General features: G+C 68.5%; 27 protein-coding genes. 11 read left to right on the forward strand and 16 right to left on the reverse strand.

Annotation, left to right across the window (positions count from 1 at the left end; all coding sequences use genetic code 11):
- Nucleotides 1-15: 15 nt before the first annotated feature.
- On the reverse strand, nucleotides 16-612 hold the full coding sequence (locus AQY21_RS13910; protein ID WP_058098234.1) for a Smr/MutS family protein: 597 nt from the start codon (nucleotides 610-612) through the stop codon (nucleotides 16-18).
- Between the two features lie 3 nt (nucleotides 613-615).
- The gene (locus AQY21_RS13915) at nucleotides 616-1,272 is read right to left on the reverse strand and encodes a Tim44/TimA family putative adaptor protein (protein ID WP_058098235.1); all 657 of its coding nucleotides are present in this window, start codon (nucleotides 1,270-1,272) and stop codon (nucleotides 616-618) included.
- 90 nt (nucleotides 1,273-1,362) lie between these two features.
- Between AQY21_RS13915 and AQY21_RS13920 the strand changes: the two genes are divergently transcribed.
- The 3 genes from AQY21_RS13920 to AQY21_RS13930 all read left to right on the forward strand — a co-directional run bounded on the left by AQY21_RS13920 (nucleotide 1,363) and on the right by AQY21_RS13930 (nucleotide 3,290).
- Nucleotides 1,363-1,962 carry an FxsA family protein gene (locus AQY21_RS13920; protein WP_238986783.1) on the forward strand — a complete coding sequence of 200 codons (600 nt, stop codon included), beginning with the start codon at nucleotides 1,363-1,365 and terminating at the stop codon, nucleotides 1,960-1,962.
- 49 nt (nucleotides 1,963-2,011) lie between these two features.
- Nucleotides 2,012-2,545: a protein-export chaperone SecB gene (secB, locus tag AQY21_RS13925; RefSeq protein WP_058098237.1), complete on the forward strand. Its 534-nt coding sequence runs from the start codon at nucleotides 2,012-2,014 to the stop codon at nucleotides 2,543-2,545.
- Between the two features lie 136 nt (nucleotides 2,546-2,681).
- Nucleotides 2,682-3,290, forward strand: coding sequence for a YfbR-like 5'-deoxynucleotidase (locus AQY21_RS13930; RefSeq protein WP_058098238.1), 609 nt, complete (start codon nucleotides 2,682-2,684; stop codon nucleotides 3,288-3,290).
- Nucleotides 3,291-3,334: 44 nt separating this feature from the next.
- Here AQY21_RS13930 and AQY21_RS13935 read toward each other — a convergent pair whose 3' ends face one another.
- From AQY21_RS13935 to AQY21_RS13945, 3 genes are all read right to left on the reverse strand, one after another.
- Nucleotides 3,335-3,643: an H-NS family nucleoid-associated regulatory protein gene (locus AQY21_RS13935; RefSeq protein WP_058098239.1), complete on the reverse strand. Its 309-nt coding sequence runs from the start codon at nucleotides 3,641-3,643 to the stop codon at nucleotides 3,335-3,337.
- 82 nt (nucleotides 3,644-3,725) lie between these two features.
- Nucleotides 3,726-4,274, reverse strand: coding sequence for an ActR/PrrA/RegA family redox response regulator transcription factor (locus tag AQY21_RS13940; protein ID WP_058098240.1), 549 nt, complete (start codon nucleotides 4,272-4,274; stop codon nucleotides 3,726-3,728).
- Between the two features lie 52 nt (nucleotides 4,275-4,326).
- Complete coding sequence (locus tag AQY21_RS13945; RefSeq protein ID WP_058098266.1) at nucleotides 4,327-4,968, reverse strand: SCO family protein; 642 nt, start codon at nucleotides 4,966-4,968, stop codon at nucleotides 4,327-4,329.
- 89 nt (nucleotides 4,969-5,057) lie between these two features.
- Here AQY21_RS13945 and AQY21_RS13950 point away from each other — a divergent pair, with 89 nt between their 5' ends.
- The 3 genes from AQY21_RS13950 to AQY21_RS13960 all read left to right on the forward strand — a co-directional run bounded on the left by AQY21_RS13950 (nucleotide 5,058) and on the right by AQY21_RS13960 (nucleotide 8,815).
- A complete protein-coding gene (locus AQY21_RS13950) occupies nucleotides 5,058-6,401 on the forward strand; it encodes an ActS/PrrB/RegB family redox-sensitive histidine kinase (RefSeq protein WP_082658111.1) in 1,344 nt (447 codons plus the stop codon).
- A 75-nt stretch (nucleotides 6,402-6,476) separates the two neighbouring features.
- Entirely contained in the window at nucleotides 6,477-8,072 is a 1,596-nt protein-coding gene (locus AQY21_RS13955; RefSeq protein ID WP_058098241.1) for a PAS-domain containing protein, read from the forward strand.
- Between the two features lie 104 nt (nucleotides 8,073-8,176).
- Complete coding sequence (locus AQY21_RS13960; protein ID WP_058098242.1) at nucleotides 8,177-8,815, forward strand: 5'-methylthioadenosine/S-adenosylhomocysteine nucleosidase; 639 nt, start codon at nucleotides 8,177-8,179, stop codon at nucleotides 8,813-8,815.
- A gap of 113 nt (nucleotides 8,816-8,928) precedes the next feature.
- Here the strand turns inward: AQY21_RS13960 and AQY21_RS13965 are convergent, their stop codons facing one another.
- The 6 genes from AQY21_RS13965 to AQY21_RS13990 all read right to left on the reverse strand — a co-directional run bounded on the left by AQY21_RS13965 (nucleotide 8,929) and on the right by AQY21_RS13990 (nucleotide 15,971).
- Nucleotides 8,929-10,566: a DUF4139 domain-containing protein gene (locus tag AQY21_RS13965; RefSeq protein WP_058098243.1), complete on the reverse strand. Its 1,638-nt coding sequence runs from the start codon at nucleotides 10,564-10,566 to the stop codon at nucleotides 8,929-8,931.
- Nucleotides 10,567-10,672: 106 nt separating this feature from the next.
- Nucleotides 10,673-11,695 (reverse strand): aspartate-semialdehyde dehydrogenase, encoded by a 1,023-nt coding sequence (locus AQY21_RS13970; protein ID WP_058098244.1) that lies wholly within the window; start codon nucleotides 11,693-11,695, stop codon nucleotides 10,673-10,675.
- Between the two features lie 101 nt (nucleotides 11,696-11,796).
- Nucleotides 11,797-12,411, reverse strand: a complete 615-nt coding sequence (locus AQY21_RS13975) for a glycosyltransferase family 29 protein (RefSeq protein ID WP_058098245.1) — start codon at nucleotides 12,409-12,411, stop codon at nucleotides 11,797-11,799.
- The gene (locus tag AQY21_RS13980; RefSeq protein ID WP_058098246.1) at nucleotides 12,408-13,454 is read right to left on the reverse strand and encodes a glycosyltransferase family 4 protein; all 1,047 of its coding nucleotides are present in this window, start codon (nucleotides 13,452-13,454) and stop codon (nucleotides 12,408-12,410) included. The genes AQY21_RS13975 and AQY21_RS13980 overlap by 4 nt, the downstream gene beginning before the upstream one ends.
- Nucleotides 13,447-14,640: an MFS transporter gene (locus AQY21_RS13985; RefSeq protein WP_058098247.1), complete on the reverse strand. Its 1,194-nt coding sequence runs from the start codon at nucleotides 14,638-14,640 to the stop codon at nucleotides 13,447-13,449. The genes AQY21_RS13980 and AQY21_RS13985 overlap by 8 nt, the downstream gene beginning before the upstream one ends.
- A gap of 74 nt (nucleotides 14,641-14,714) precedes the next feature.
- Complete coding sequence (locus AQY21_RS13990) at nucleotides 14,715-15,971, reverse strand: MFS transporter (RefSeq protein WP_058098248.1); 1,257 nt, start codon at nucleotides 15,969-15,971, stop codon at nucleotides 14,715-14,717.
- A 120-nt stretch (nucleotides 15,972-16,091) separates the two neighbouring features.
- Here AQY21_RS13990 and AQY21_RS13995 point away from each other — a divergent pair, with 120 nt between their 5' ends.
- Complete coding sequence (locus tag AQY21_RS13995) at nucleotides 16,092-16,679, forward strand: glutathione S-transferase family protein (RefSeq protein WP_058098249.1); 588 nt, start codon at nucleotides 16,092-16,094, stop codon at nucleotides 16,677-16,679.
- On the opposite strand, the gene AQY21_RS14000 is transcribed toward AQY21_RS13995, so the two are convergent.
- The 5 genes from AQY21_RS14000 to AQY21_RS14020 all read right to left on the reverse strand — a co-directional run bounded on the left by AQY21_RS14000 (nucleotide 16,655) and on the right by AQY21_RS14020 (nucleotide 22,473).
- A complete protein-coding gene (locus tag AQY21_RS14000; protein ID WP_058098268.1) occupies nucleotides 16,655-17,812 on the reverse strand; it encodes a TIGR03862 family flavoprotein in 1,158 nt (385 codons plus the stop codon). The two genes, AQY21_RS13995 and AQY21_RS14000, sit on opposite strands and share 25 nt — an antisense overlap.
- Nucleotides 17,813-17,865: 53 nt before the next feature.
- Complete coding sequence (holA, locus tag AQY21_RS14005; protein WP_058098250.1) at nucleotides 17,866-18,894, reverse strand: DNA polymerase III subunit delta; 1,029 nt, start codon at nucleotides 18,892-18,894, stop codon at nucleotides 17,866-17,868.
- Nucleotides 18,891-19,376: an LPS assembly lipoprotein LptE gene (gene lptE, locus AQY21_RS14010; RefSeq protein WP_058098251.1), complete on the reverse strand. Its 486-nt coding sequence runs from the start codon at nucleotides 19,374-19,376 to the stop codon at nucleotides 18,891-18,893. The genes holA and lptE overlap by 4 nt, the downstream gene beginning before the upstream one ends.
- Nucleotides 19,363-21,897: a leucine--tRNA ligase gene (gene leuS, locus AQY21_RS14015; protein WP_058098252.1), complete on the reverse strand. Its 2,535-nt coding sequence runs from the start codon at nucleotides 21,895-21,897 to the stop codon at nucleotides 19,363-19,365. The genes lptE and leuS overlap by 14 nt, the downstream gene beginning before the upstream one ends.
- Nucleotides 21,898-21,972: 75 nt before the next feature.
- On the reverse strand, nucleotides 21,973-22,473 hold the full coding sequence (locus tag AQY21_RS14020; RefSeq protein ID WP_058098253.1) for a DUF3576 domain-containing protein: 501 nt from the start codon (nucleotides 22,471-22,473) through the stop codon (nucleotides 21,973-21,975).
- Between the two features lie 313 nt (nucleotides 22,474-22,786).
- On the opposite strand from AQY21_RS14020, the gene AQY21_RS27895 reads away from it, so the two are divergent.
- The 4 genes from AQY21_RS27895 to rpsO all read left to right on the forward strand — a co-directional run bounded on the left by AQY21_RS27895 (nucleotide 22,787) and on the right by rpsO (nucleotide 25,937).
- Nucleotides 22,787-23,770: a porin gene (locus AQY21_RS27895; RefSeq protein WP_058098254.1), complete on the forward strand. Its 984-nt coding sequence runs from the start codon at nucleotides 22,787-22,789 to the stop codon at nucleotides 23,768-23,770.
- 70 nt (nucleotides 23,771-23,840) lie between these two features.
- The gene (locus AQY21_RS14030; protein ID WP_058098269.1) at nucleotides 23,841-24,494 is read left to right on the forward strand and encodes a YggS family pyridoxal phosphate-dependent enzyme; all 654 of its coding nucleotides are present in this window, start codon (nucleotides 23,841-23,843) and stop codon (nucleotides 24,492-24,494) included.
- A gap of 123 nt (nucleotides 24,495-24,617) precedes the next feature.
- Entirely contained in the window at nucleotides 24,618-25,523 is a 906-nt protein-coding gene (locus AQY21_RS30020; protein ID WP_304438424.1) for a calcium-binding protein, read from the forward strand.
- A 144-nt stretch (nucleotides 25,524-25,667) separates the two neighbouring features.
- A complete protein-coding gene (rpsO, locus tag AQY21_RS14040) occupies nucleotides 25,668-25,937 on the forward strand; it encodes a 30S ribosomal protein S15 (protein ID WP_024842753.1) in 270 nt (89 codons plus the stop codon).
- The last annotated feature ends 188 nt before the right edge of the window (nucleotides 25,938-26,125 follow it).

The raw sequence follows: 26,125 nt of genomic DNA on the forward strand, positions 1-26,125 counted from the left end.
GATCTCGCCGGCGTTCTAGCGCCGCAGATAGACGTAATAGGCGCCCTCGCCGCCATGGCGGCGATGCGCCGGGCGCACTTGCAGCACCACCGTGTTCAGGGGCGGCATGTGCAGCCAATGCGGCACGTTGTGGCGCAGCGCGCCAGGCCGGACCGGCAGCGGCGCGTCCGGCCCGCCCTCGCGTCCCTTGCCGGTGATGACCAGCACCAGTCGCCGGCCCTCGGCCCGGGCTTGCAGCAGGAAGCGGGTCAGCACCGGCTGGGCCACGGCCAGCGTCATGCCATGCAGGTCGATCCGCGCCTCGGGCACGAGCTTGCCGCGCGTCATCTGGCGGTGGGTCTTGTGGTCCATGCGCAGCGGCTGGGCATGCAGCGCGTCGCGCGGGGGCGGCGACAGATCCAGGCGGGTCGAGCCGGCATCGGCCCTGCCGCCGATCCGCAGCCCGGCCAGCGGCAGGGGTGTCGCTTGCGATGCGGCAGGCGGTTTTTTCAGCGGCTTTGGTTCCGGCAGCGGTTCGGCCTGCTTGCGCGCCGGATGCATCGGCACCGCGGTCGCGGCGACGCGGGACCACAGGGCCTTGTCCTCGGCCGAGAGTCCTCGCCGCCGTGCCATGGTTCAGGCCGTGGCGACCAGTTGCCAGTTGGGGTCGTCCTGGCCCATGCGGCGGGCGAAGGTCCAGGTGTCGCGCTGCTTGCGGGCGGCCTTGGGATCGCCCTCGACCACATTGCCCTGGGCGTCGCGGGTGGCGATGATCATCTCGCCCACGAAGCGGACCGAAAGCTCGGCCATGCCGGTCGCCGGGGTGAACTCGGCCCCGGCCAGCGCGGTCTCGCGCGTGCCGAGAAACTGCGCCTCGGTAGTCAGGCCGCGCGTCTTGCGATCCTCGATCACTGCGTCGAAGGCCTCGGCCACCGGCGGGGCCAGGAAGCCGCGCACCTCGGACAGGTCGCCGCGCTCGAAGGCCATCAGGATCATCTCATAGGCGGATTTGGCGCCGGACAGGAACGGACCCACGGCGAAATCGGGCTCGACCCGCTTCATCTCGGCCAGGGCCTTGGCGCTGGGGCTGCCCGGTTCGGCATGGTCGGTGATGTCGCTGTCGCCCGCCTCGGCGGTGCCGTCGATCACGTCGAAGCGGCGGCGCTGCACCGGTTCCTCGGGGACGCGCGGCGGCTCGAATCCGTCGCGGGTGCCGAGAACCCCGCGCAGGCGCAGGATCAGGAACACGGCGATCGCCGCCAGGACGAGCAGTTGCAGCAGGGGGTTCGACATCAACGGACCTAACGAGCTTTGTATCGGCGCTTTCGCATGCTTATGTAGGGTGGAGATCGGCCCAAGTCCAGTTTTGAGCCGGAAATAGAAGTGCCGGAGGAAAAAGGCGTTATGTGGCTGCTGTTGCCTTTCGTGATCCTGCCGATCATCGAGATCGCGCTGTTCATCCAGGTGGGGGGCGTGATCGGCGTTCTGCCCACGATCGCCCTGGTCCTGGCCTCGGCCGTGGCCGGCATGGCGGTGATGCGGCACCAGGGCGCGCGGGCGGCGCTGGACGTGCAGCGGGCCATGCAGGAGTTCCGCGATCCCGGCCGGCCGATGGCCCATGGCGCGCTGGTGATGATCGCCGGGCTGCTGCTGGTGGTGCCGGGCCTGTTCACCAGCACGCTGGGGGTGTTGCTGCTGATTCCGGCGGTGCGCAGCCTGATCCTGCGGCAGATGGCCTCGCGGATGCAGGTGTCGGGCAGCAGCTTCAGCTATCGCCGCAGCTATGGTGCCGAGGGCGATTTCGGCGCCGATCCGGCCGGTTTCCGCCGCGGTCCCGGCTGGCGCGACGAAGGGGTGATCGACGGCGAATATTCGGTGCAGGACGACCCGCCCGGCCCGGTGCGCGAGGGGCTGACCGATCAGGGCGACGCGGGCGGAGACCCGCCTTCGCGGCGCGGCAATTCCGGCTGGACCCGGCATTGAGCGCCGCCCTGCGGGGTGCTAGAACCTCCTCAGATCCGAGGAGAACTCCATGAGCGACGAGAACAACAGCGGCACCGCCGCGCCCGAGGCCCAGAACCCCGGGCAGAATGCCGCCCAGCCGGCCGTGCGGTTGCAGATCCTGACGCAATATATCCGCGACCTGTCCTTTGAGAATGCGGTGGCGCAGAAGGGTCTGCCCTCGGGCGAGGTGCAGCCGGAAATCAGCGTGCAGGTCAGCCTCGACGCCCGCAAGCGCCCGGCCGAGCACCAGTATGAGGTGATCAGCAAGTTCCGCGTTCAGTCGACGAATGCCACGGACAAGGCGCCGCTGTTCCTGTGCGAACTGGATTACGGCGGCATTTTCCATGTCGAGGGCGTGCCCGAGGATCAGCTGCATCCCTTCCTGATGATCGAATGCCCGCGCATGATGTTCCCCTTCGTGCGGCGCATCGTCTCGGACATGACCCGCGACGGCGGCTTCCCGCCCTTCAACATGGATCCGGTGGATTTCGTGGCGCTCTACCGGCAAGAGATCGCGCGCCGGGCGCAGACCCAGCGGCCCGCCGACCAGCCTCTGTCCTGAGGCGATCACTTCTGCGTGAGGCAGGCTCGTGTCGGCCCGCGGCTTCTCTGGCCGCGGGCTTTTCGCTGTCCACCGCTCCCGCTGGCGCGACCGGCGCGATGGGGCTAGTTTCACGCGGCACAAGACGGAGGACGGCATGGCGAAAGGCGCGAAACGGGCCTGGCAGAGGATGCTGTCGGGGCGCAGGCTGGATCTTCTGGACCCGACGCCGATGGATATCGAGATCGGCGACATCGCCCATGGCCTAGCCTTCGTCGCGCGCTGGAACGGCCAGACCCGCGGCGACTGGGCCTATAGCGTGGCCGAGCATTCGCTGCTGGTCGAGCAGATCCACGCCCGCAGCAACCCCGATTGCGAGCCGCGCTGGCGGCTGGCGGCGCTGCTGCATGACGCGCCCGAATATGTCATCGGCGACATGATCTCGCCGGTCAAGGCGGCGCTCGGCCGGGAATACGGCGAAATGGACATGCGGCTGGCGGCGGCGATCCATCGCCGTTTCGGCCTGCCGGCGCAACTGCCGGCGACGGTGAAGCGCGCGATCAAGCGGGCGGACCGGATCTCGGCCTGGCTGGAAGCCGTTCAGATCGCCGGATTTTCCAGGGCCGAGGCCGATCGCCTGTTTCCCGCGCCACGCCCCGAATTATTGCAGGGGCTGGAAATACGGCTGCGCCCGCCCCTGGAAACGCGCAACGCCTATCTGTCGCGCTTTTCCGAGCTTATTGCGGAAATCGACCAAATATCGTGATCCCGGAAAGAAGAACCCCGCATCCAGGATGCGGGGCAAAGGGATCAGATTTCCATTTCTTCCAGTTTCTTGCCGGCATCCAATGCCTCCTGCACCCAGCGCGGTTTGCGGCCGCGTCCGGTCCAGGTCTGCGACGGATCGGTGGGATTTGCGTATTTTGGCGCCACCTTGCTACGCCCCTGCTTGGCGATGGTCAGATCGGCGAGGTTGAAGCCATATTCGCGCGCGGCACTTTCGGCCGCCGCCAGCGCCTCGCGCTTGCGGCGGTCCTCGAAGGTGGAAATGGCGCGATCGAGCTTGTTGCGCAGGTCCCGAAGCTCGCGCAAGGACATCGCGTCCAGATCGATGCTCATATCATTATCCTTGGTTTTGGCAGTATGTGTTCCCAATATTTGCATTCGCATATGAATTGCAATCTTTTTGAGAACCGGATTATTAACGCGGGCTGCGTTTGGCCAAAATCCGCTGGAGGGTCCGCCGGTGCATGTGCAGGCGCCGCGCCGTTTCGCTGACATTGCGGTCGCATTGCTCATAGACGCGCTGGATATGTTCCCAGCGCACGCGGTCGGCCGACATCGGCGTTTCGGGCGGTGGCGGCAGGGTCTCGCCCCGCGCCAGCAGCGCGCGGGTCACGTCATCGGCATCCGCCGGTTTTGACAGGTAATCCGTCGCGCCCATCTTGACCGCCGCCACCGCCGTGGCGATGGCGCCATAGCCGGTCAGCACAACGATCCGGGCATCCTCGCGCGCCTCGCGCAGGGCATCGACCACATCGAGCCCGTTCCCATCCTCGAGCCGAAGATCGACCACCGCATGGGCCGGCGCATGTTCGGACACCGCGGCGCGGGCCTCGGCCACCGAAGCGGCCTTGATGACGTTGAAGCCGCGTTTTTCCATCGCACGGGCCAGACGGTTCAGAAAGATCTCGTCGTCATCGACCAGCAGAAGGCTGGGGTCGGGGCCGATATCATAATCCTCTGCCATATTCACTTGCCCTTGAAAGTTCGCTGTTGATTAGAGTGTTTCATCCAGCGGGTCAAACCCCGCTGCCTGACGTCACGTCAATGAAACAAGCCGCCCGCTCTGCCAGTTCCTGAGCGGAAAGCTCGCGGCCGAAGACTTCGGCAGTGCCGGTGTCGGGAATCACAAGATAGGTATTGGTCATGTGATCGACCAGATAGTTTTTCGGATCCTCCTGGTCATTCACCTTGTAATAGTTGCCCCAGGCTTTCGATACCGCCGCGATTTCCGCCGGGCTGCCGGTCAATCCGATCATGCGTTCGTGCATCGCTCCGGTGAAATCGCGCAGCACCTCGGGGGTGTCGCGTTTCGGATCGACCGAAATGAAGACCGGCGTGACGCCTATTCCGCGCCCCTCCAGCATCGCCACCGCCTCGGCATTGCGGGCGCTGTCCATCGGGCAGACATCCGGGCAATAGGTATAGCCGAAATAAAGCAGCGCCGGCTCTGCCAGCACCTGCCGGTCGGTCACCCGCCGCCCGTTCTGATCGGTGAGTTCAAAGGGCGCACCCAGATTGCCCGGCCCGGCCTGCATCCCGCCCTTGCGGCAGGGGGCGAGGGGATCGGCCTCGCCACGCGACAGCCAGAGCCAGCCGGTCACCAGCACCAGCACCGCGGCCAGGCTGCCGAGGATCAGGATCGTTCTGTCTTTGCTCATCTGCACGTATCCGTCCGCCTGGACGCATTGATCGCCCATCCGGCCATGGGTATCAATGCAAAAGCCCGTCTCAATCAGGAAGACCCCACGTGCCATTCGGCCTTGTTTCCCGCCGTATCGACCTTTTGCCCGGCCAGCCTGCACCCGAGCCGATCCGCCTGCGCACCCTGATCCTGCTGCGCTGGGTGGCGGTCGCGGGCCAGCTGGCTGCCGTCGGCGCGGCGCTGGCGATCGGGGCGGATTTCCCGCTGGCGGCGGTGCTGGCGGTGATCGGGTTGGCGGTGGCGCTGAACCTGGCGCTGACGGTGCGGCCGGACCGGCGCATCTCCGCGCGCGAGGCGGCCTGGCAGCTGGGCTTCGACCTGGGGCAGGTGGCGGCGCTGCTGGCACTGACCGGCGGGCTTGCCAATCCCTTCGCGCTGCTTCTGCTGGCGCCGGTGACGGTCGCGGCGACCGCCCTGCCGCCGCGGCACCTGCTGGCGCTGGGGGCGGCCACCTTCCTGATGGTGACGCTGGCGGCGATCTGCGCCCAGCCGCTGACCTTCGGACCGGGCGGTCTGGTCACGCTGCGCGAGCCGCTGCTGGTCGGGCACTGGTTTGCCATCGTGATCGGCGCCGTGTTCTTTGCCGGCTATGCCCGGCTGGTCGCCGCCGAGGTCAGCGCCACCTCGGACGCGCTGTTCGCCGCCCGTCTGGCGCTGGAGCGGGAACAGAAGCTGCAACATCTGGGCGGCGTGGTCGCCGCCGCCGCGCATGAGCTGGGCACGCCGCTGGCCACCATCAAGCTGGTCAGCGCCGAACTGGCCGACGAACTGGCCGAGGCCCTGCCCGGGCGCGGGGATCTGGCCGAGGACGTTGCTCTGCTGCGACAGTCCGCCGACCGCTGCCGCGACATCCTGAAATCCATGGGCAGCGCCGGGCGCGACGACCTGCTGATCCGCTCGGCCCCGCTGACCGAGGTTCTGGCCGAGGCCGCGGCGCCGCATCGCGGCCGCGGTGCCGCGATCGCCATCCTGCCCGCCTCCGAGCCGCTGATCGTCCAGCGCGACGCCGCGGTGATTCACGGGCTGCGCAACCTGATCCAGAATGCCGTCGATTTCGCCGGGAAAAGCGTGACCATCGAGATGGGGGCGGACCGCCGCGATCTGTGGGTGCGGATCGCCGATGACGGGCCGGGTTTTCCGCCGGCGCTGCTGCCGCGCATCGGCAGCCCCTTCCTGACCACCCGCCCGCGGGCCGAGGACGGCCGCAGCTATGAAGGCATGGGCCTGGGCCTGTTCATCGCCAAGGCGCTGCTGGAACGCTCGGGCGCGCGGCTGCGCTTTGCCAATGGCGCGCAGGGCGGGGCAGAGATCGTCGTGACCTGGCCGCGCGAGATGATCGAAACCGGCAATCGCGCCCCATTGGGGCCGAATCCCGAGATTCTGGCCTGATCTCGGGTCGCGTTAACCACTTCTTAAAATATCCCTCTATAGTTGTATCTGGCTGTATTGTTCGGGGATGTTCCGATGGTTGCGCATTTCCTTGTCGCCTTCGCGGCGGCGGCGCTGGCGGTCCTGCTGGCCCTGGCTCTGATCCGGCTGGCGGACCGGCGCCTTGCCGGGGCCCGCTTGGCGCGTGGCCTGGAACGCGGGCTTGAGCCGATCGCCTTCCTGTTTCGCGACGGCATGCTGGTCGATGCCACCGCGCCGGCGCGCAGCCTGCTGGCCAGCCTGCCGGGCGAGGGGGATTGGCAGCGGCTGAGCGCATGGCTGAGCATGCGCCTGCCGGAATTCGGCGCGCTGCTGCCCGATCTGGGCAGTGCCGCGCGCATCGAGCTGAGGGAGCGCGCCGGCGACAGCCCGCTGCGGCTGCTGGTCGAGGATCTGGGCGACGGGTTGCTGCGCCTGACGCTGGCCGATCCGGCGGCCGAGGATGCCGGCATCGTGGTCGATTCCCTGTCCCTGCATGCCATGGAGCAAGAGCTGGAGGTTCTGCGCAGCGCCATGGATCATTCGCCGATGCTGGCTTGGCGGCAGGACTCGCAGGGGCAGGTCACCTGGGCCAATTCGGCCTATCTGACCCTGGCCGAGGCCGGGGCCCAGGGGCAGACGATCTGGCCGCTCCCCCGGATCACCGACCTGTCGGCGCGGCCGGTCCAGCCGGCCGCCCCCGGCGGGGCGCGGCGGATGCAGATCGACCATGACGGGCAGAGCCGCTGGTATGATTGCCACCTGCACGAGATCGGCGGGCAGACCGTCGCCATTGCCTTGCCCGCCGATGCGGCGGTGCGGGCCGAACGCTCGTTGCGCGAGTTCGTCCAGACCCTGACCAAGACCTTTGCCGATCTGCCCATCGGGTTGGCGATCTTCGACCGCGACCGCAACCTGCAACTGTTCAACCCGGCGCTGATCGACCTGACCGGGCTTGCCACCGGCTTCCTGACCGCGCGGCCGACGCTTTACGCCTTTCTCGACCGGCTGCGCGAGGCGCGGATGGTGCCCGAGCCCAAGGATTACCGCAGCTGGCGCAACCAGATGAACACGCTGGAAGCCGCGGCCTCCTCGGGGCACCATGTCGAGATGTGGTCGCTGCCCGGCGGGCAGACCTATCGGGTGACCGGCCGGCCGCATCCCGACGGCGCCGTCGCCTTCCTGTTCGAGGACATCACCTCGGAGATCTCGCTGACCCGCAAGTTCCGCGCCGATCTGTCGCTGGGCGCCGAGGTGATGGACGCGCTGGAGGATGCGGTGGCGGTTTTTGCCGCCAATGGCGAGCTGCTGATCTCCAACCGCCGCTATGCCGAGCTGTGGGGCAAGGCGGCGCCCGGCACGCTGGAGGGCCATGTCCAGGTCTGGACCGATGCCTGCGGCGCAAGCCCCGGCCTTGCCGCCCTGCGCGAGGCGCTGAACGCCGTCCTGCCGGACGAGCCGCTGCGCGGCGCCATGGCGGGGCCGGCGGGCGGGCTCTTGTCCTGGGGGCTGCGCGGGCTTTCCGGCGCGCGCCTGCTGCTGAGCTTTGCCGCCCCGGTGCCGGCCCTGCCGGTCGGGCGCGCGCCGCCGCGCGCCGCGGACGGTTCCGAACCGGCCAAGGATGCGGCGAAGTCACGCGCCCTGACCGGGTGATTGCACGGGTCTTGCCCTGCCCGTCCGGTTGCGCTTCCTTTGGCGAAACGGTTGGAGGGGATCATGGCGGCAATCGGGCGAATGGCGGGCGCAGAGGGATGGCCATGACGGTAAGCCCCGATCTTCTGGCCGGGCGGCGGGTGCTGTTCGTCATGGCGCTGGATGCGGAATATGGCCAGCAGCTGCGCGCGCGGATCTCGCCGCTGATGACCGGCGTCGGCCCGGTCGAGGCGGCGGTCGAACTGACCGCGGCGCTGTCGCGGCTGGCCGAGCGGGATGAGCTGCCCGAACTGGTGGTTTCGCTGGGTTCGGCCGGCTCTCGCCGGTTGCAGCAATTGGGCGTCTATCAGGTCGCCTCGCTGGAATATCGCGACATGGATGCCTCGGCCCTGGGCTTCGCGCGGGGCGAGACGCCGCTGCTGGGCCTGCCGGTGCGCGTCGAGCTGCCCTTGCAGATTCCGGGCATCGCCTCGGCCAGCCTGGCGACCGGGGCCAGCATCGTCAGCGGCGCCGGCTACGATGCGATCGCCGCCGAGATGGTCGATATGGAAAGCTTTGCCGTGCTGCGCGCCTGCCAGCGCTTCGGTCTCCCGCTGATCGGGCTGCGCGGCATTTCGGACGGGGCCGAGGAGCTGGCGCATCTCTCGGACTGGACGCAATATCTGCATCTGGTCGACGAGCGCCTGGCCGAAGCCGTGGACCGGCTGGCCGAGGCGCTGGAGCGAGGCGAGCTGGCGCTATAGGCGCCGGGGGACACCGTGGGTGTGTCACCCGATGGGCTGGACGGGCTTCGGCCATGCCACGGCGCGACGGCAGCGGCGGGTGGCCCGGTGTCCTCATGGAACCGTATGGCGGCTCACTCGCCGGCGATCAGCACCTGCCCCTCGGGCCAGCGCAGCGAGGTGGTCAGGGTGATGGTCTGTTCCTCCCCGGCGCCGATCTTGCCGTTCCAGACCAGCAGCCCGCGCTTGCCGTCCGGGTCGGTCTCGTCGGGGCTGGGGTCGGCGGACCAGTCGATGCGCAGGTTTTCCTGGGTCGAGACCGGCACGCGGTCGATCACCCGCAGCGGCCATTCCTCGCCCGTCAGGTTGCGCAGGCGCAGGATCGCGGTTTCCCGGCGCTCCGAGGATTTCGAGATCAGCCCGCGATTGCCCTCGATCTCGTCGGGAATGCGGCGCTCCAGCTTGATGCCGGTCAGCGGCCCGAAGCCCAGCTTCATCTCGTCGCCGGCGGCGGTCAGCTCCAGCGCGCCGCGCCCGACCATGGCGCCATCGGCATAGAAGGTCGCGTCGCCCGGCAGGATCACCGCCCCGGTCGAATTCACCGTATCGGCGACCAGATAGGCGCTGTCGTCGCGGCGCGGCACCGCCTCGGCGACGATCTCGGGCGCCAGCTCGTGCGAATCCAGCGGCAGGCGCAGCGCATCGGCGCCGTCGCGCATGTCCACGGGCGTCGGATAGTCATAGACCACGGTCTCGCCCACCATGCCGGCCAGGGCCGAGCCGGCGATCCCGGGCTCGGGTGCCGGCGCGGGATAGGCACGCTCCATCGAATCCATGACGGCCTCTTCGGCCATCGGTGCGGCCGAGCGGCTGTAAAGCTTGGCCTCGGGGTCGCCGATGCGCGGGAAATCCGGCTGCAATTCGCTGGGCGCCGACTGGTCCATCGGTCGCGCGGTGGACAGCACCAGATGCACGCCGCGCCAGTCCTCGCCGGTATTCTGCCGCACCAGCAGTTCGCGATCCAGCCGCAGCTTGCCCTCCTTGCGCTGCAAGGACAGGTCATAGACCGGCTCCCAGCTTGCCTGGCCGGTCAGGCTGGTGATGCGGATGCGGGCGGGCTGGCCCTGCCCCTGCACCGCGATCACCAGCGCGCCGCGTCCGGAATCCGGGCCGCGCAGGGCCTCGAGCCGGGCCTCGGCGCGGGCGAGTTCCTCGGCCAGTTCCTCGCGCCCCGCATCGGCGGCTTCGGCTTCGAGCCCGGCGCGGATGGCGGTCTGGCGCGCTTGCAGCAACTGCTCGCCCACCGTGCGGGTCAGCGCCGCGATGTCGCTGGTGCCGGCGGCGTCGGATTCGGCCAGCTTCATCAGGAATGCGATGGTGTCCTCGGCCGCTTCGGCCCGGGCCTTGACTTCGGCCACGCCGGCATCGCGTTCGGCCAGCGCGGCCTTCAGGCGGCGGACGTCCTCTTCGGCGGCGCGCAGTTCGGGGGATTTCGCCGGGGTTTCCGGCAGGGCGCGTTCCTGCTGGAAGCCGGTCGCGCCGATCACCGCGCCCTCGGTCGAGATGCGCAGGCTGGCGGGGTCGATGCCCTCGGGGATGCCGGGGATCACCAGCTCATGCGCGCCGGCGGGCAGGTCCAGGCTGGCCTCGCGCGTGACGCCGGCACCCCAGGGATAGACGGTGACCTCGGTGACGCGGGCCGTCGTCTCGATCCGCTCGGCCAGCGCGGGACTGGCCAGCAGGATGGCGGTGGAAATCAGCAGATGGCGCATCGGGCCCCCCTCGTCATGACCCGGCCAAGGTCCGCGAGGGGCGATGGAAATGCAAGAGGGCGCCCCCGCGAAACCCGCCGGGACGCCCTCACATATCCGTATCGGATCAGCCCTTCTTGAGGCAGCGATTGCCCAGAAGCTCGGCGATCTGCACCGCGTTCAGCGCCGCGCCCTTGCGCAGGTTGTCGCTGACGATCCACATGTTCAGGCCGTTTTCCACCGTCACGTCCTGGCGGATGCGGCTGACGAAGGTGGCGAAATCGCCGACGCATTCCACCGGGGTCGAGTAGCCGCCCGGCTCGCGCTTGTCGATGACCAGCACGCCCGGCGCCTCGCGCAGGATGTCGCGGGCCTCGTCCTCGTCCAGGAAATCCTCGAACTCGATGTTCACCGATTCCGAATGGCCGACGAAGACCGGCACGCGCACGCAGGTCGCGGTGACCTTGATGGCGGGGTCGACGATCTTCTTGGTCTCGACGACCATCTTCCATTCTTCCTTGGTGTCGCCGCTGTCCAGGAACACGTCGATCTGCGGGATCACGTTGAAGGCGATCTGTTTCTGGAACTTCTTCGGCTCGACCTCCTGACCCGGGACATAGACGCCCTTGGTCTGGTTCCACAGCTCGTCCATGCCGTCCTTGCCGGCGCCCGAGACCGACTGGTAGGTCGAGACGACGACGCGCTTGATGCGGGCGCGGTCATGCAGCGGCTTCAGCGCCACCACCATCTGCGCGGTCGAGCAGTTGGGATTGGCGATGATCATCTTGTTGCGGTAATCCTCGACCGCGTCCGGGTTCACTTCCGGCACGACCAGCGGGATCTCGGGATCGTAGCGGTAAAGCGAGGAGTTGTCGATCACCACGCAGCCCTGCGATGCGGCGATGGGCGCATAGGTCTTGGTCGCGTCCGAGCCGATGGCAAACAGCGCGATGTCGTAGCCGGTGAAGTCGAACCCCTCGATATCCTTGCATTTCAGGGTCTTGTCGCCATAGCTGACCTCAGTGCCAAGGCTCCGGCGCGAAGCCAGAGCGACAACCTCATCAGCGGGAAACTGGCGCTCGGCCAGGATGTTCAGCATTTCACGGCCCACGTTCCCCGTGGCGCCGGCGACAACGACCTTGTAGCCCATTGGGGTCTCCTTCAACAAAGGACGCCGCGATATAGGGGGTATTGCGGAAAAGGGAAAGCGAGATTCCGTCAAAACGCCCGATGATCTGGCAGGATTTCGGCTTAATGCCGAACAATCCGGCGATCTGCCAGCATCAACTTCCGCGCCCATTCGGATTCCCCTTTGAAATCATGGGGAACCTGGTCGGCGGTTCGCCGGCCCGACAGCGAGAGCGAGGCGAAGAAATCGAAGCCGTAAAGCTCCAGCCGGGCCATCTCCGACCGTGCGATCAAGTCGATCATCATGGCGCCGGTGGTGGGCGGGGCGCCCAGCCGGGCCTTGAGCGCCTGATAATCGGCCAGCGGATGCAGGTAGAAGCCGGGGCTGGTCGCGGTATGCCAGTCCAGCCGCTTGCGCTTGGGCGACATCCACAGGATGCGCGCGGGCGCCAGGCGGGCGCGGTCGGTTGCGGCGAGCCGCACGGCCAGCGCCAGCCAGTCGGTGCGGCCGCCGTGGCTTTCGGCCGAGGGCATCGGCGCGCGGTTGATGCGGATCACCAGATCGGCGGCGTCGATCTGCGCGCCGTGCCGGGTCTCGGCCAGCGCGCGGGCATTGCCGACCAGCGCGATGCGCTTGCCCGCCAGATCGTCCAGCACCGCGGATTGCGGCGCCGAGAGGCGTTGCAGCGCGCCCTCGTCCCGCAGGGTGCGGGCGATCAGGAAGCCCAGCCGGTTCACGAAAGCAGTCCGCGATAGACCTCGACCAGGGCGCGGGCCTCGGTTTCGATGGCATGATTCGCCTCGACATGGGCGCGCGCCGCCTGTCCGGCGGCTTGGCGGGCGGCGGGATCGTCCAGCCAGCGCGCGATGGCCGCCTGCATGGCGGGCTGGTCCTCGGGCGGGATCAGGCTGCCGGTCACGCCGTCCGCGACCAGCTCCTCGAAGGCGCCGACGCGCGTCGCCACCACCGGCACGCCGCAGGACATGGCCTCCAGCGGGGTCAGGCCGAAGCCCTCCCAGCGCTGCGGCGCGACATAAAGGTCCAGCGCACCATACCACGCCGCCATCCGGTCCACCGGCACCTCTGGCAGAAACAGGATGCGCTCGGCCAGGCCCGCCTCGGCCACCTGCGCCTTCAAGGCGGCCAGATAGGCGCGGTGCTTTTCCGTGGCCCGGCCCATGACCAGCGCGGTCACGCCGGGGCGCGAGGGCAGCATCGCCAGCATCGCCTGCACGAAATCGCCGGTGCCCTTCTGCGCGCGGATGCGGCCGTAGCAGCCGACCAGCACCTGGTCCGGCGGCAGGCCCAGGCTTTCGCGCAGCGCGGCCCGGTCGGCGGGGGGTGCGAAGCCGGCGGTGTCGATGCCGTGGTGGATGACGCGGGCGGGGCGGTCCAGATAGGCCGCGCCCCTGGCCGAGGTCGCCACCAGCGCGTCCATCTGCGAGATCAGCCATTTCGTATAGCGGCTGTGTTTGCGCTGCGAGGCCGAGGTGAAGAGCAGCCGATAGCGCCGCCGCAGCACATGCCGCAGGATCAGCCCCAGCGCCATCTCGGTATTGCGGCGGGCGTGCCAGACCCGCCAGCGGTCGCGCGGCAACAGCGCGGCGCGGGCCAGCGGGATATGCGGCAGGTCGGGCGGCAGGCCGGGGCCGGTTGTGACGATGCCGATCATCCTGGCCTGCACCGGGATCAGCCGCACCACGGTCGCCGTGACGCCCGACAGGCGGCGTTTCAGGTTCGGGGCGACCACGTCGATCCGGTCGGCGGGCGTTTCAGGCATCGGGCGTCTCGGGCGTCAGGAAATACAGCAGGAACCCCACCGTAAGCGGAATCAGGAAGAACAGGAACAGGGTCGAATAGGCCTCGGCCGCGCTGCCCTGCGCGCTGGCCCAGCGATAGACCGGGCGCGAGGTGAATTGCAGCACCCCTGCCCCGCCGATCGAGAACATGTTGAGGAAGGTGACGCCCCGTCCCACCAGATGCGGGGGCAGAAAGGCGCGGCCATGCGCCATCAGCACGGTATAGGTGGCGCCCGACAGCCCGACCAGCGCCAGCAAGGCCACCGACAGCGCCACGCCCTCGGCGGGAAACAGCCACAGCCCCGCCATAACCGCCACGCCGCCGCCATTGGCGATCAGCGCCAGCCGGCGGATCGAGCCCACCAGCCGCGTCGCCGGCCCGACCAGGAAATTGCCGACCACCATCGCCACGCCCATGGCCAGCGTCGCCCAGCCGATCAGCTGGTCCGATGCGCCATGCACCTCGGCCATGTAGGGTCCGGCCCAAAGGCCGCGGATCGCGGCCGAGGCGGCATAGTTCACGGAAAACAGCGGCAGGATGAACCACAGCGGCCGCAGCCGCAGGATCTCGGCCAGAGATCCGCGCGGCGCGGTGGCGGCCAGCCGCTCCGGGTCGCGGGTAAGGGCCAGGATCGCCAGCGCCACCGCCAGCGTGACGACGGCCAGCGCCCACAGCGTCTCGCGCCAGCCGATGGCCTCGGTCGCCCAGACCAGCGGCGCGGCGCCCAGGATATTGCCCAGCGAGCCGAAGCCCACCGCCGCCCCGGCCAATGTGCCGAACAGCGCCGCCGGATAGTTGCGGGCAAAGATGTAATAGCTGCCCATCAGCGCCGGCGCGCAGCCGATCCCCATCAGCGCCAGCGCGACATGCAGATGCCAGGGTGCCTGCGCCAGGGCAAAGACCGCCGCCCCGCCCGCGCCGCCCAAGGCCAGCAGCACGGCCACCGTGCGGCGCGGCCCGATGCGGTCCAGCGCCCCGCCGATGGGGATCTGCATCAGCGCGAAGGTCAGGAACCACATCCCCGACGAGATCGCCAGATCCTCGGGCCCCGCGCCCAGTTCGGCCTGCAAGACCGGCGACAGCACGGCCAGGAAGGCGCGATAGAACTGGCTGAGCGTATAGGCCAGGATCAGGCTGATGATCCCTCCCGACAGCAATGCGCGCATGATCCGCCCCCTCCGGTCTGACGGGCCGAGATTTGTCGATTGCCCGGCGGGACGCAATGGCCCCGCGGGCCGGATCAGGCGGCTTTTGCGGCGCTTTCCAGCCGGGCCGGCGCCTCGCGCACCGGCAGGTGGATCAGGGCGCTGAAGGCGCCGACGCCCACGCCGACCCACCAGACCAGCGTGTAATCGCCGTAGATGTCATAAAGCTTGCCGCCCAGCCATACCCCCAGGAACGAGCCGATCTGATGCGACAGGAAGACGAAGCCGTAAAGCGTGCCCATGTAGCGCAGCCCGTAGATATAGGCGACGAGGCCGGAGGTCAGCGGCACCGTGGCCAGCCACAGCCCGCCCATCACCAGCGAGAAGACGATGACGCTGGTGGGCGTGATCGGTAGCAGGATGAAGGCGGCGGCCGCGATGGTGCGCAGGGTATAGATCCCGGCCAGCAGGTATTTCTTGGTATAGCGCTTGCCCAGCCAGCCGGCGAAGATCGAGCCGGCGATATTGGCCAGCCCGATCAGCGAGATGGCGGCCGCCCCCAGCGTCGAGGTGGTGGTGATGCCGATGCTGGCCAGCGTGCCCATCGGGCTGATCGGCCCGCACATCTCGGTCACCATGGCGGGGAAATGCGCGGTGATGAAGGCCAGTTGGTAGCCGCAGGAAAAGAAGCCGGCAAAGATCATCAGATAGGACGGGTCGGTGAAGGCGCGCTTCAGCACCGAGCCCATGCTTTCCTCCAGCTCGCTGCGGCTGGCGGGCTTGCCGCCGCCCAGCATGGGCAGGAAAAGCAGGCAGGCCAGCACGATCACCCCGAAGATGACGAAGACGGTCTGCCACGGGTAATGCATCAGCAGCACTTCGGCCAAGGGGGCGCCGAAGACCTGTCCGGCCGAGCCGGCGGCGGTGCCGATCCCCAGCGCCAGGCTGCGGTTCTCGTCGCTGGCGGCGCGGCCGATCACCGCCAGGATGACGCCGAAGCCGGTGCCGGCGATGCCGAAGCCGACCATGACTTCCAGCATTTGCATGGCCAGCGGGTCGGTCGCGTAGGCCGTCAGGATCAGCCCGGCGGAATAGAGGAAGGCGCCGATGATGACCGACCAGCGGTCGCCCCAGCGCTCGGCCAGCGCGCCGAAGATCGGCTGGCCGATGCCCCAGGCCAGGTTCTGGATGGCGATGGCCATGCTGAACTCGGCCCGCGGCCAGTCGAATTCCTGCGCGATCGGGATCTGGAAGACGCCGAAGCTGGCCCGCAGGGCAAAGTTGATCAGCAGGATGATCGAGCCGCCGATCAGCACCGGGGTGAACAGCGGCGCGCGCATTGCCTTGGTCATGTTGCTCTCCCTCTCCAGCCCGCAATTCCTGCGCCCGGGTGGCGGCGGCGTCAATGGCGCTGATTGCCTGAATCGGGCGGCGGCGTTAGCCTTGGGGTTCAAGGCGATGCGGGGATCTGGATGTATCAGGTGATCGGAACCGGCAAGAGCCGCGCCCTGCGCGTGCTCTGGATGCTCGAGGAACTCGGCCAGCCCTATGAACATGTCGCCGTCAACCCGCATACGGAAGGCGTCAGGCCCTTCAACCCCGCCGGCAAGGTGCCGGTGCTGGTGGTGGACGGCACGCCCATCACCGATTCCACCGCGATCCTGACCTATCTGGCCGACAAGCATGGCGCGCTGACCCATCCGGCCGGCAGCCTCGACCGGGCCCGGCAGGACAGCCTGACGCAATTCGTGCTGGACGAATTCGACGCGGCGCTGTGGCTGGCGGCGCGGCACAGCTTCGTGCTGCCCGAGGAGATGCGGCTGGCGGCGATCAAGAACACCCTGCGCTGGGAGTTCGAACGCAGCCAGCGCACGCTGGTGCATCGCATGGCCGAGGGCGGTTTCCTGATGGGCGACCGCATGACCGTGCCCGACATCATCCTGGCGCATTGCCTGACCTGGGCGCTGACGGCGCGCTTTCCGATCATCGAGCACCGGCTGACGGATTACCTGGAAATGATGCGCACCCGCCCCGCCTATCGGCGCGCGGCGGCCAGATAGGCGGCCGCGCCCCGTCCCGCCAGGCACCCGGTGGACAGGCAGCCGGTCAGCAGATAGCCGCCGGTGGGCGCCTCCCAATCCAGCATCTCGCCGGCGGCAAAGACCCCGGGAAGCGCCTTCAGCTCCAGTTCCCCGGTCAGGCTTTCGGCGGCGATCCCCCCGGCCGAGGAGATCGCCCGCGCAATGTCCATCGGTCCCTCGTGCCGCACCCGCAATGCCTTGGCGCGCATGGCCAGCCGCTCGGGCTCGGCGGGCAGCGGCCGGCCCCATTCCATCAGCAGCGCCGCGCGCAGCGGATCGCCCAGCACCCGACGCAGCCGGTTGCCGACCGAGAGCTTCAAGGGCGCGCGCGCAAAGCGCCTCGCCAGCTCCCCGGCGCCTAGGTCCGGCGCCAGATCGACGAAAGCCTCGTCCCCGTCGCGCATCGCGGCCGCGACCTCATAGATCCCGCCGCCCTCGATCCCTCCGGCGGTGACGACCCATTCGCCCCGGCCGACCCGGTCCGCGACATGCAGCGCCACGCCCTTGACCGCCTGGCCGAAATGCCGCGCCATCTGCGCCGACCAGGCGACGCGAAACCCCATGTTCGCCGGCCGGAACGGCGTCACCGCGACGCCCTTGTCGCGAAGCCACGGCACCCAGGCCGCGTCCGAACCGAGCCGGGGCCAGCTCGCGCCCCCCAGCGCCAGCACCACGGCCCGGGGGCGCAGGACCTCGACCCCGTCCGGCACCGCGAAGCGCCAGCCGTCGCCGTCAAAGTCGCTCCAGCGCCAGCGGGTCCGCAACGCGACGCCCTGCCCGGCCAGCCGCGCCAGCCAGGCCCGCAGCAGCGGTGAGGCCTTCATGCCGACCGGAAACACCCGCCCGGTCGAGCCGGTGAACAGCTCCACCCCCAACCCGCGTGCCCAGGCCATGACCTCGGCCGGCCCCATCTCACCGTTTTCCAAATACTCCGGGGGAGGCCGAAGGCCGGGGGCAGAGCCCCCATAATGCGTCACGAACCGCGCCCAGGGCTCGTCCCGGGTCAGGTTCAGCCCGGATTTCCCCGCCATCAGGAACTTGCGCGCCGGCGTTGGCATGGCCTCGGCCACCACCACCCGGACGCCCTGCCCGGCCAGCACCTCGGCCGCCATCAGCCCGGCCGGGCCGGCGCCGATCACCAGCGCCTCGACCTCTGCCGCCTCGCTCACCGCCCGCCCCGCGGCATCATGCACAGCCGCAACAGCATCCGCTCCATCAGCGCCATGGCCGGTGCCCGGGATGATGAGCGCAGCACCAGGTCGGTCTCGATCAGCTGGTGGATCGCATCCTCCAGTGCCCGCATGCCCCAGTCCTGCGCCTGGCGAATCATTCGGTCGCGGCGCGGGCCGAAGACCGGCGGCCGCAGCCGCGACAGCCCCGCCCCCGGCCCGCCCGGGTCCGAGGCCCCGGCATGCAGCGCCCGGAAATGCCGCAGCGCCGCGATGCACAGCGTCACCGGTGCCGTGCCCTGCCCCTCGATCCGCCGCATCAGCGCGCCGAACTCCCGCGCCCGGCCCTCGGCCACGCAATCGATCAGCTCGTCGACCTCGGCCTCAATGGTCGCGGGGGCCAGCGCGACGATCTCGGCCGGCGTCAGCGGCTCGGGATCGCCATGCTTGTAAAGCCCGATCTTTTCCACCGTCTGGCGGAAATCGCCGGGATCGAGCGCGCGCGACAGCGCCATCAGGTCGCGCATGGCGTCGCGCGGCACCTCGCGCAGCCCGGCCTCGTGCAGCCAGCGCCCGACCTCCTCCTCGCCGGGCGGGTCGTCGTAGATCGGCGCGGTCACCGCGGCGGGATGCGGCTCGAACAGCTTCCTCAGCGCCGAGGACTTGCCCAGCCCCCCCGCCGCGACCACGATCACCGCATCGCCGGGTTTCCATTCCGCGATGGCCGAGGCGATGGCGGGCGCCGCCGCATCCGGCGCGTCATCGACCAGCACCACGCGCTGGCCCGGAAAGAAGCCCACCGCCTTCACGGCATCCAGCAGCGCCGCCGGGTCCTTGCGCAGATCGGCGCCGGGGATGCGGGTCAGCCGCATCTCCTCCTCGGCACCGGGTCCGACCAGCGCCTTGACCGCCTCGGCCCGCTTCAGCGCCACGCGCATGGCGTCCTGGCCATGGATCAGCAGCGCCGGGCGCGTCGGATCGGGCCGCGCCAGATAGCGTCCGATCTCGGCGCCCTTCAGGATCATGGCACCGCGTCGGGTTCGACGGCCAGGAGCCGCGTCACCACCTGGTCGGCCAGCATCCGCGCCAGCCGCTCATGCGCATCCTGCTCGGCGGCCATGGTGGCGATGGTGGTGCCGGTGGTCGAGTATGAGGTGAAGCTGCTGACCTGTCCGCGCGTCACCTCGCGGCCGGTGCCGGCCTCGGTCAGGGTGAAATCGGCGGTGCCGTTCAGCGCATAGCGCGTCGTCACCTCGTCGGGGGTGATGGCCTGCGGCACCACGGCGATGCGCAGCGTGTAGTCGAGCAGGAAGCGGGCCTCCGCATCGGGTCCCAGCCGCTCGGCGATGCGGCCGGCAAAGGCGAAATCGTCGGGTGTGCGCGGATCGGCGCTGCGGACCTGGCCGAACAGCTTGCCGCCCGTGCCCCCCGGCCCGTAGACCGGGGAAAAGCCGCAGGCGGCCAGCGCCAGCGCGCCCAGGATGACCGCCCGCCTAGACCACGACATTGACGATCCGCCCCGGCACGACGATCAGCTTCTTGGGCGGCTGGCCCTCCATGAAGCGTTGCACGGTTTCGTCGGCCAGCACGATGGCCTCGATCTGGTCCTTGGGCATATCCTTGGGCACCTCGATCTCGGCCCGGCGCTTGCCGTTGATCTGGATCGGCAGCACCACGCTGTCGGAAACCAGCAGCGCCGGGTCCGCCTTGGGCCAGGCGGCATCGACCACCATGCCCTGCCCGCCGGCCTTCGCCCAGACCTCCTCGGCAAGATGCGGCACCATCGGCGCCATCAGCTGCGCCATGATGCGCAGCGCCTCGCGCCGGCTTTCGCCGCCAGCCTTCGATTTGCCGATGCTGTTTGCCAGCTCATAGATCTTGGCCACCGCCTTGTTGAAGGCGAAGCCCTCGATGGATTTCGTCACCTCGTCGATGGCACGATGCGCGGCGCGGGCCAGCTCGGGATCGGCCCCGCCCTCGGGGATCTCGTCGGCCAGCCGCCAGACGCGGGCGAGAAAGCGGTTCGCGGCCTCGGCCCCGGCGGCGGTCCATTCCACGTCGCGCTCGGGCGGGCTGTCGGACAGCATGAACCAGCGCGCGGTATCGGCGCCGAAGCCTTCGACGATGTTCACCGGATCGACGACGTTCTTCTTGGACTTCGACATCTTGGCCGAGGGGATCACCTCGACCGGCGTGCCGTCGGCCAGCTTGCCGTCCACCACATCCTCGGGCAGGTGATAGACCGGGCGGCCGCGCTCGTCCCGGGTCATGTAGATCTCATGCGTGACCATGCCCTGCGTGAACAGCGCGTCGAAGGGTTCCTGCGCGCTTTCCGGCAGGTGGCCGGTCTTGACCATCGCGCGGGCGAAGAAGCGCGAATAGAGCAGGTGCAGGATCGCGTGCTCGATGCCGCCGATATACTGGTCCACGTTCATCCAGTAATCGGTCTCGGCCCGGTCGGTCGGTGTGGCCGCATGCGGCGAGGTGAAGCGCGCGTAATACCAGGACGAATCGACGAAGGTGTCCATGGTGTCCGTCTCGCGCCGGGCCGCGCCGCCGCATTTCGGGCAGGTCGTCGCGGCCCAGGTCGGATGCCGGTTCAGCGGGTTGCCGGGCACCTCGAAGCTGACATCCTGCGGCAGCAGCACCGGCAGGTTCTGCTTGGCCTCGGGCACGGTGCCGCAGGCGCCGCAATGCACGACCGGGATCGGGCAGCCCCAGTAGCGCTGGCGCGAGATGCCCCAGTCGCGCAGCCGGAACTTGGTCACGCCCTCGCCATAGCCGTTGGCCTCGGCGTGCTGGATGGCGGCATCCACCGCCGCCTCTCCCGTCTGGTCGGCCGCGCCGGCAAAGCCGCGCACATAGGTCACGGTCTCGGATTTCAGCGGCACGAAAGGCGCCTTGGCGACCAGGGCGTCGGCGGCGGCCAGGTCCATGCCGCGCTCTCCGAAGGTGGCGCGGATCGGCAGCCCGTATTTCGTGGCGAATTCATGGTCGCGCTCGTCATGCGCCGGGCTGCCGAAGATGGCGCCGGTGCCGTAATCCATCAGCACGAAATTGGCGATCCAGATCGGCAGCTGCCAATCCGGGTCCAGCGGGTGGCGCACGGTCAGGCCGGTGTCGAAGCCCATCTTGGGCGCGGTCTCGATGGCCTCCTCGGTCGTGCCGATGCGGCGGCATTCCCCGACGAAAGCCGCGACCTTGTGGTCCGAGGCGGCCAGCGCCTTGACCAGCGGATGATCCGGCGACAGCGCCACGAAGCTGGCGCCCATCAGCGTGTCGGGCCGGGTGGTATAGACCTCGATGCTGGGGAAATCGGGCAGATCGACGGTCTGGAAGCGGAATTGCAGCCCGCGCGACTTGCCGATCCAGTTGGCCTGCATCAGCCGCACCTTCTCGGGCCAGCCCTCCAGCCCGTCCAGCGCCGACAAGAGCTCATCCGAATAGTCCGAGATCTTGAAGAACCACTGCGTCAGTTCCTTGCGCTCGACCGTGGCGCCCGAGCGCCAGCCCTTGCCGTCGATCACCTGCTCGTTGGCAAGCACCGTCATGTCCACAGGGTCCCAGTTCACCTGCGCCGATTTGCGGGTGATGAGGCCGGCCTCCAGCATGTCCAGGAACAGCGCCTGCTGCTGCGCGACGTAATCGTCGTCGCAGGTGGCGAATTCGCGGCTCCAGTCGATGGACAGGCCCAGCGGCTTCAGCTGGCTGCGCATCGTGGCGATATTGCCATAGGTCCAGTCGCGCGGATGGCCGCCCTGCTCCATCGCCGCATTCTCGGCCGGCATGCCGAAGGCGTCCCAGCCCATCGGATGCAGCACGGAAAAGCCCTGCGCGCGCTTGAACCGCGCCACCACGTCGCCCATCGTGTAGTTGCGCACATGGCCCATGTGGATGCGCCCTGAGGGATAGGGAAACATCTCCAGCACGTAATATTTGGGCCGCTCGTCCCGCACGGCGCGGAACGTATCGGCCTGCTCCCACGCCTCTTGCCAGCGCGGTTCGCTGATTGCGGGATCATAGGGCATGGAAACCTCCGGGCGACAGATTGCCCGCAGGGTATTAGCCGCTTGCCCGATGCAGGTCCAGCGGGGTCGGCGGGATCAGAGGTTGCGGTCCCGGACCCGCAGTTGCCGGGCGCGCGTCAGGATCGCATCCTCGACCGCGCGCACGGTATCGGGCGCCACGGCAGCCCCGCCCGCCCCCTGCAACGAGACCTTGAGCGCCCGCGCATCCAGCGCCGGGTCGCTGACCTTGATCGTGGCGCGATAGGACCGCCCGCCGCCGGGCGGCGTGCCGTAGCCGGTGACGATGACGCCGGTGAAGGGATCGATCGACTGGATCGGCAGGAAGTTCAGCACGTCCAGGCTGGCGTTCCACAGGTATTTGTTCACCGCCACCGTGTCGTTCGGGTTGCGGCGGTCCGAGAACACGTCCCAGATGGTCTCGCGCCGTTCCTCGACCCGCGGCTGCGCCTGGCGGTTTCCGCCCGGGGCCGAGGTCGCCGAACCGGCCGAGCCCATGCCCGAGCCCCCGCCCGAACAGGCGGCAAGCCCGGCCGAGATCAGCAGGGCGGCGGTCAGCCGTGCGGCGCGTCTGGTCATCTGGTGTCCCCCGGATCGTCCTTGCGGGAGCCATAGCGCAATTCCGCCCCTTGCGACAAGAGAGGCCGCGCCGCGCCGCGCGATCCTTGCCTGCCGGGTGATATGGCTTGCGCGCGTAAAGACCCCCCGGGGGCGGGATCGGCCGGCTGCGGGCTGTTGCAACGGGGTGTGGCCCATGTGCATCACAGGCTTTCGGAATCCGGCTAAGCCGATGCGATTCCGTTGCAATGAGGGGGGGAAAGCGCGACACAACTGGCATACCCCAAACCGGCCTGCCGGGTGGGGCATACGAGAGAGACAAGAGGGAAACATCATGAAAAAGGCTCTTATCGCCTCCACCGCGCTGCTCCTGACCGCGGGCGTGGCCGCCGCCGAAGTCACCATCTCGGGCTATGGCCGGACCGGTGTGATCTACTACGAAAACGACTCGGACCTGAACGAGTCGCGTGTTGTCAGCCGCCTGCGGATGAACATCGACGCCTCGTCCTCGACCGATTCGGGCGTTGATTTCGGTGCCCGCTTCCGTCTCCAGTGGGATCAGGGCTCGGACGATGGCCAGGCCCAGACCAACGCCGGCAAGCTGTGGGTCAGCGCCCAGGGCTTCACCGTTGAAATCGGTAACGTCGACACCGCCTACGACTCGAACGGCCTGCTCTACGCGACCGAACTCGGTTCCTATGACCGTTCGGTCGGCTTCAGCGACGTTGCTGGCGATTTCTTCGCCTATGACTCGAACGGCTACGTCAACAGCTACGGTCCCGAGCAGGTGGATCGTGTGGGTATCCGCGCCCTTTACACCCTGGGCGATCTGACCGTGCAGGCATCGTATGTCGATCCCGACCAGTCGGGTTTGGTTGATGGCGCTGTTTATCCCGCCGAAGAAGAGTTCGCCTTCTCGGTGGATTACACCTGGAACGAGCGTCTGGAGCTGTCGGCTGCCGCCGCGTTCAACGGCGAAGGCTTTGACGGCAACGACATCTTCTTTGTCGGTGCCCGCTACGCCGTCATGGAAAACGCCCGCATCGGTCTGAGCTATGTCGATACCAACGACGAAACCGACACCGAATATGCCGGCTACGGCCAGACCTTCGCGCTCTATGGCGACTACACCCTGGCTGATGGCCGCACCAACATCGAAGCCTATATCGCCAACAACAACCGCGACAGCAACGAGACCGACAATGCGTTCGGTATCGGCGTGAACTACGATCTGGGCGGTGCCCGCCTGGGTGCTTCGCTGCAGCGCGACTATGCCGAGAACGTGACCGCCGACTTCGGCGTGCGCTTCGAGTTCTGATCCTCCGGGATACGGAAAACAGGAAGAGCGGGCCTTGCGCCCGCTCTTTTCTTTTGGAAATCATGCCGCCATGGGACTGGATGACATCAAGCGCCGCATCAACGCGGCCGAGACAGCTTCGGGGCGCGCGGCGGGCGAGGTCACGCTGATCGCCGTCAGCAAGGTGCAGCCCCCCGACCGGGTCGAGGCGGTGCTGGCGGCCGGCCATCGCGTCTTCGGCGAGAATTACGTGCAGGAGGCCGCCGGGAAATGGCCCGGCTGGCGCGCGCGTTTCCCGGGGGTTGAGCTGCATATGATCGGCCCCTTGCAAACCAACAAGCTGAAGCCGGCGCTGGAGCTTTTCGACGCCATCCACACGCTCGACCGTCCCTCGCTGGCCGGCAAGCTGGCCCGGCAGGTGCAGGCGCGCGGGCGCTGCCCGCAGCTTTTCGTGCAGGTGAACACCGGCGCCGAGCCGCAGAAGGCCGGCGTCCTGCCCGACGAGGCCGATGCCTTCATCGCCCAGTGCCGGGCGCTGGATCTGGCGATCGCGGGGCTGATGTGCATCCCGCCCGAGGATCGGGATCCGCTGCCGCATTTCCGCGCCCTGCGCGACATCGCTGCCCGCAACGGGCTGGCCGGCCTGTCGATGGGCATGAGCGCCGATTTCGAAACCGCCATTGCCGAGGGCGCGACCCATGTCCGCATCGGCAGCGCGCTCTTTGGCGCCCGCGATTACAGTTGAGCCCGGGCAGGACGCCGACCGGTGCCCTTGTCCTGTTAACCCTTTATTAACATTGCTGATGCAGGTGCTGCGGCGAGCGGGTATTGTGCCCGTAAAGGTTGTGTGATTCGTTTGGATGGTGCCATGTTTTTGCTGGGCAGCCTAATCGGCTTGCTGTTTGCGGGGCTGGCGGTCGATGTGACCGCGATGACCCGCAGCCCCGAGGAGGGCACGGACCCCGACAAGCCGCAAGATCCCGACATCACCGATCCCGGCCGGCCGCAAGGGCTGGTCGTCGAGGGCAGCGAGGGTTCGGATTGGCTGGCCGGGGGGGGCGGCGACGATCTGCTGACCGGCTATGGTGGCAATGACGATCTGCATGGCGGGCTGGGCGACGACACGCTGCTGGGCGGCGACGGCACCGACTGGATTTACGGCGACGGCGATTTCGGCCCGGGCGGCGACGATTCCATCGAGGGCGGCGCGGGCGACGATTATCTGGCCGGGCAGGGCGGCGACGACACCGTGCATGGCGGCCCGGGCGACGATTCGATCTTTGGCGGCGCGGGCGACGATGTCCTGACCGGCGGCGACGGCGACGATTGGATCTCGGGCAATGCCGGCAATGATACGCTGGTGGCCGGCCGCGGCGAGGATGATCTGGACGGCGGCGACGGCGACGACCTGCTGATCGGCTCGGCCGATCCCGACCGCGCCTGGCTGCATGGCGGTGCCGGCCGCGACACGCTGCATCCCGGCCTGGGCGATTTCGCCGAGGGCGGCGCGGGCGAGGATCTGTTCCTGCTCGACGCGCCGGGCGGCGACCTGGACGATCCGGGCGAAACCTTGCCGGTGATCGCCGATTTCGACCCGCATCAGGATCGCATCGAGTTGCGCTATCACGGTGCCGAGCCCGTGGTGGTGCTAGAGCGCGACGCCGATGGCTCGGCGGTGATCTGGGTCGATGGCGTGGCTGCGGGCCGGGTGTTGCAGGCCGAGGGGCTGCGGGTCGCCGACATCGCCCTGACCCGAATCGCGCCGCGCGGCTGATCGGCAGAAATCCCTTTCCTTTTCGGCCGATTCCGCCTATACGCCCGCATCCGCTTGGACGATTCCGGCGGATATCTCCATGGGCCTGTGCTGGACGACATCCCGGCCTGAGCCATAACCCTTTGATCCTGAAAGGAGACCCCGATGTCGATCACGGTTGAAGAAAAGAACCGCGTGATGACCGAATTTGCGACCAAGAAGGGCGACACCGGCTCGCCCGAGGTTCAGGTCGCCATCCTGTCCTCGCGCATCGCCACGCTGACCGAGCATTTCAAGACCCACAAGAAGGACAACCATTCGCGTCGTGGTCTGCTGAAGCTGGTCGCGCAGCGCCGCAAGCTGCTGGACTATCTGAAGCGCAAGGACGAAGCCCGCTATACCGACCTGATCGGCAAGCTGGGCCTGCGCCGCTGACAAGGCTGGCCGCGCAGCGCCGCGGCCCCCTGACGCGGCCTTGTGGTTGCAGGACGACGCCCGTGGCAAAGCCGCGGGCGTTTTTCGTTCTGCGCCCGGTCCCGGCAGGGCGGGCAAGGGCGGTTGATTAAAATCCAAGGGATTGCCGTTTTGGCTTCTTAACGGCCGGCATCTATCCTGCGTCTGTC

Origin of the sequence: Paracoccus sp. MKU1 (assembly GCF_001447385.1) — a bacterium.
Lineage (GTDB): Bacteria > Pseudomonadota > Alphaproteobacteria > Rhodobacterales > Rhodobacteraceae > Paracoccus.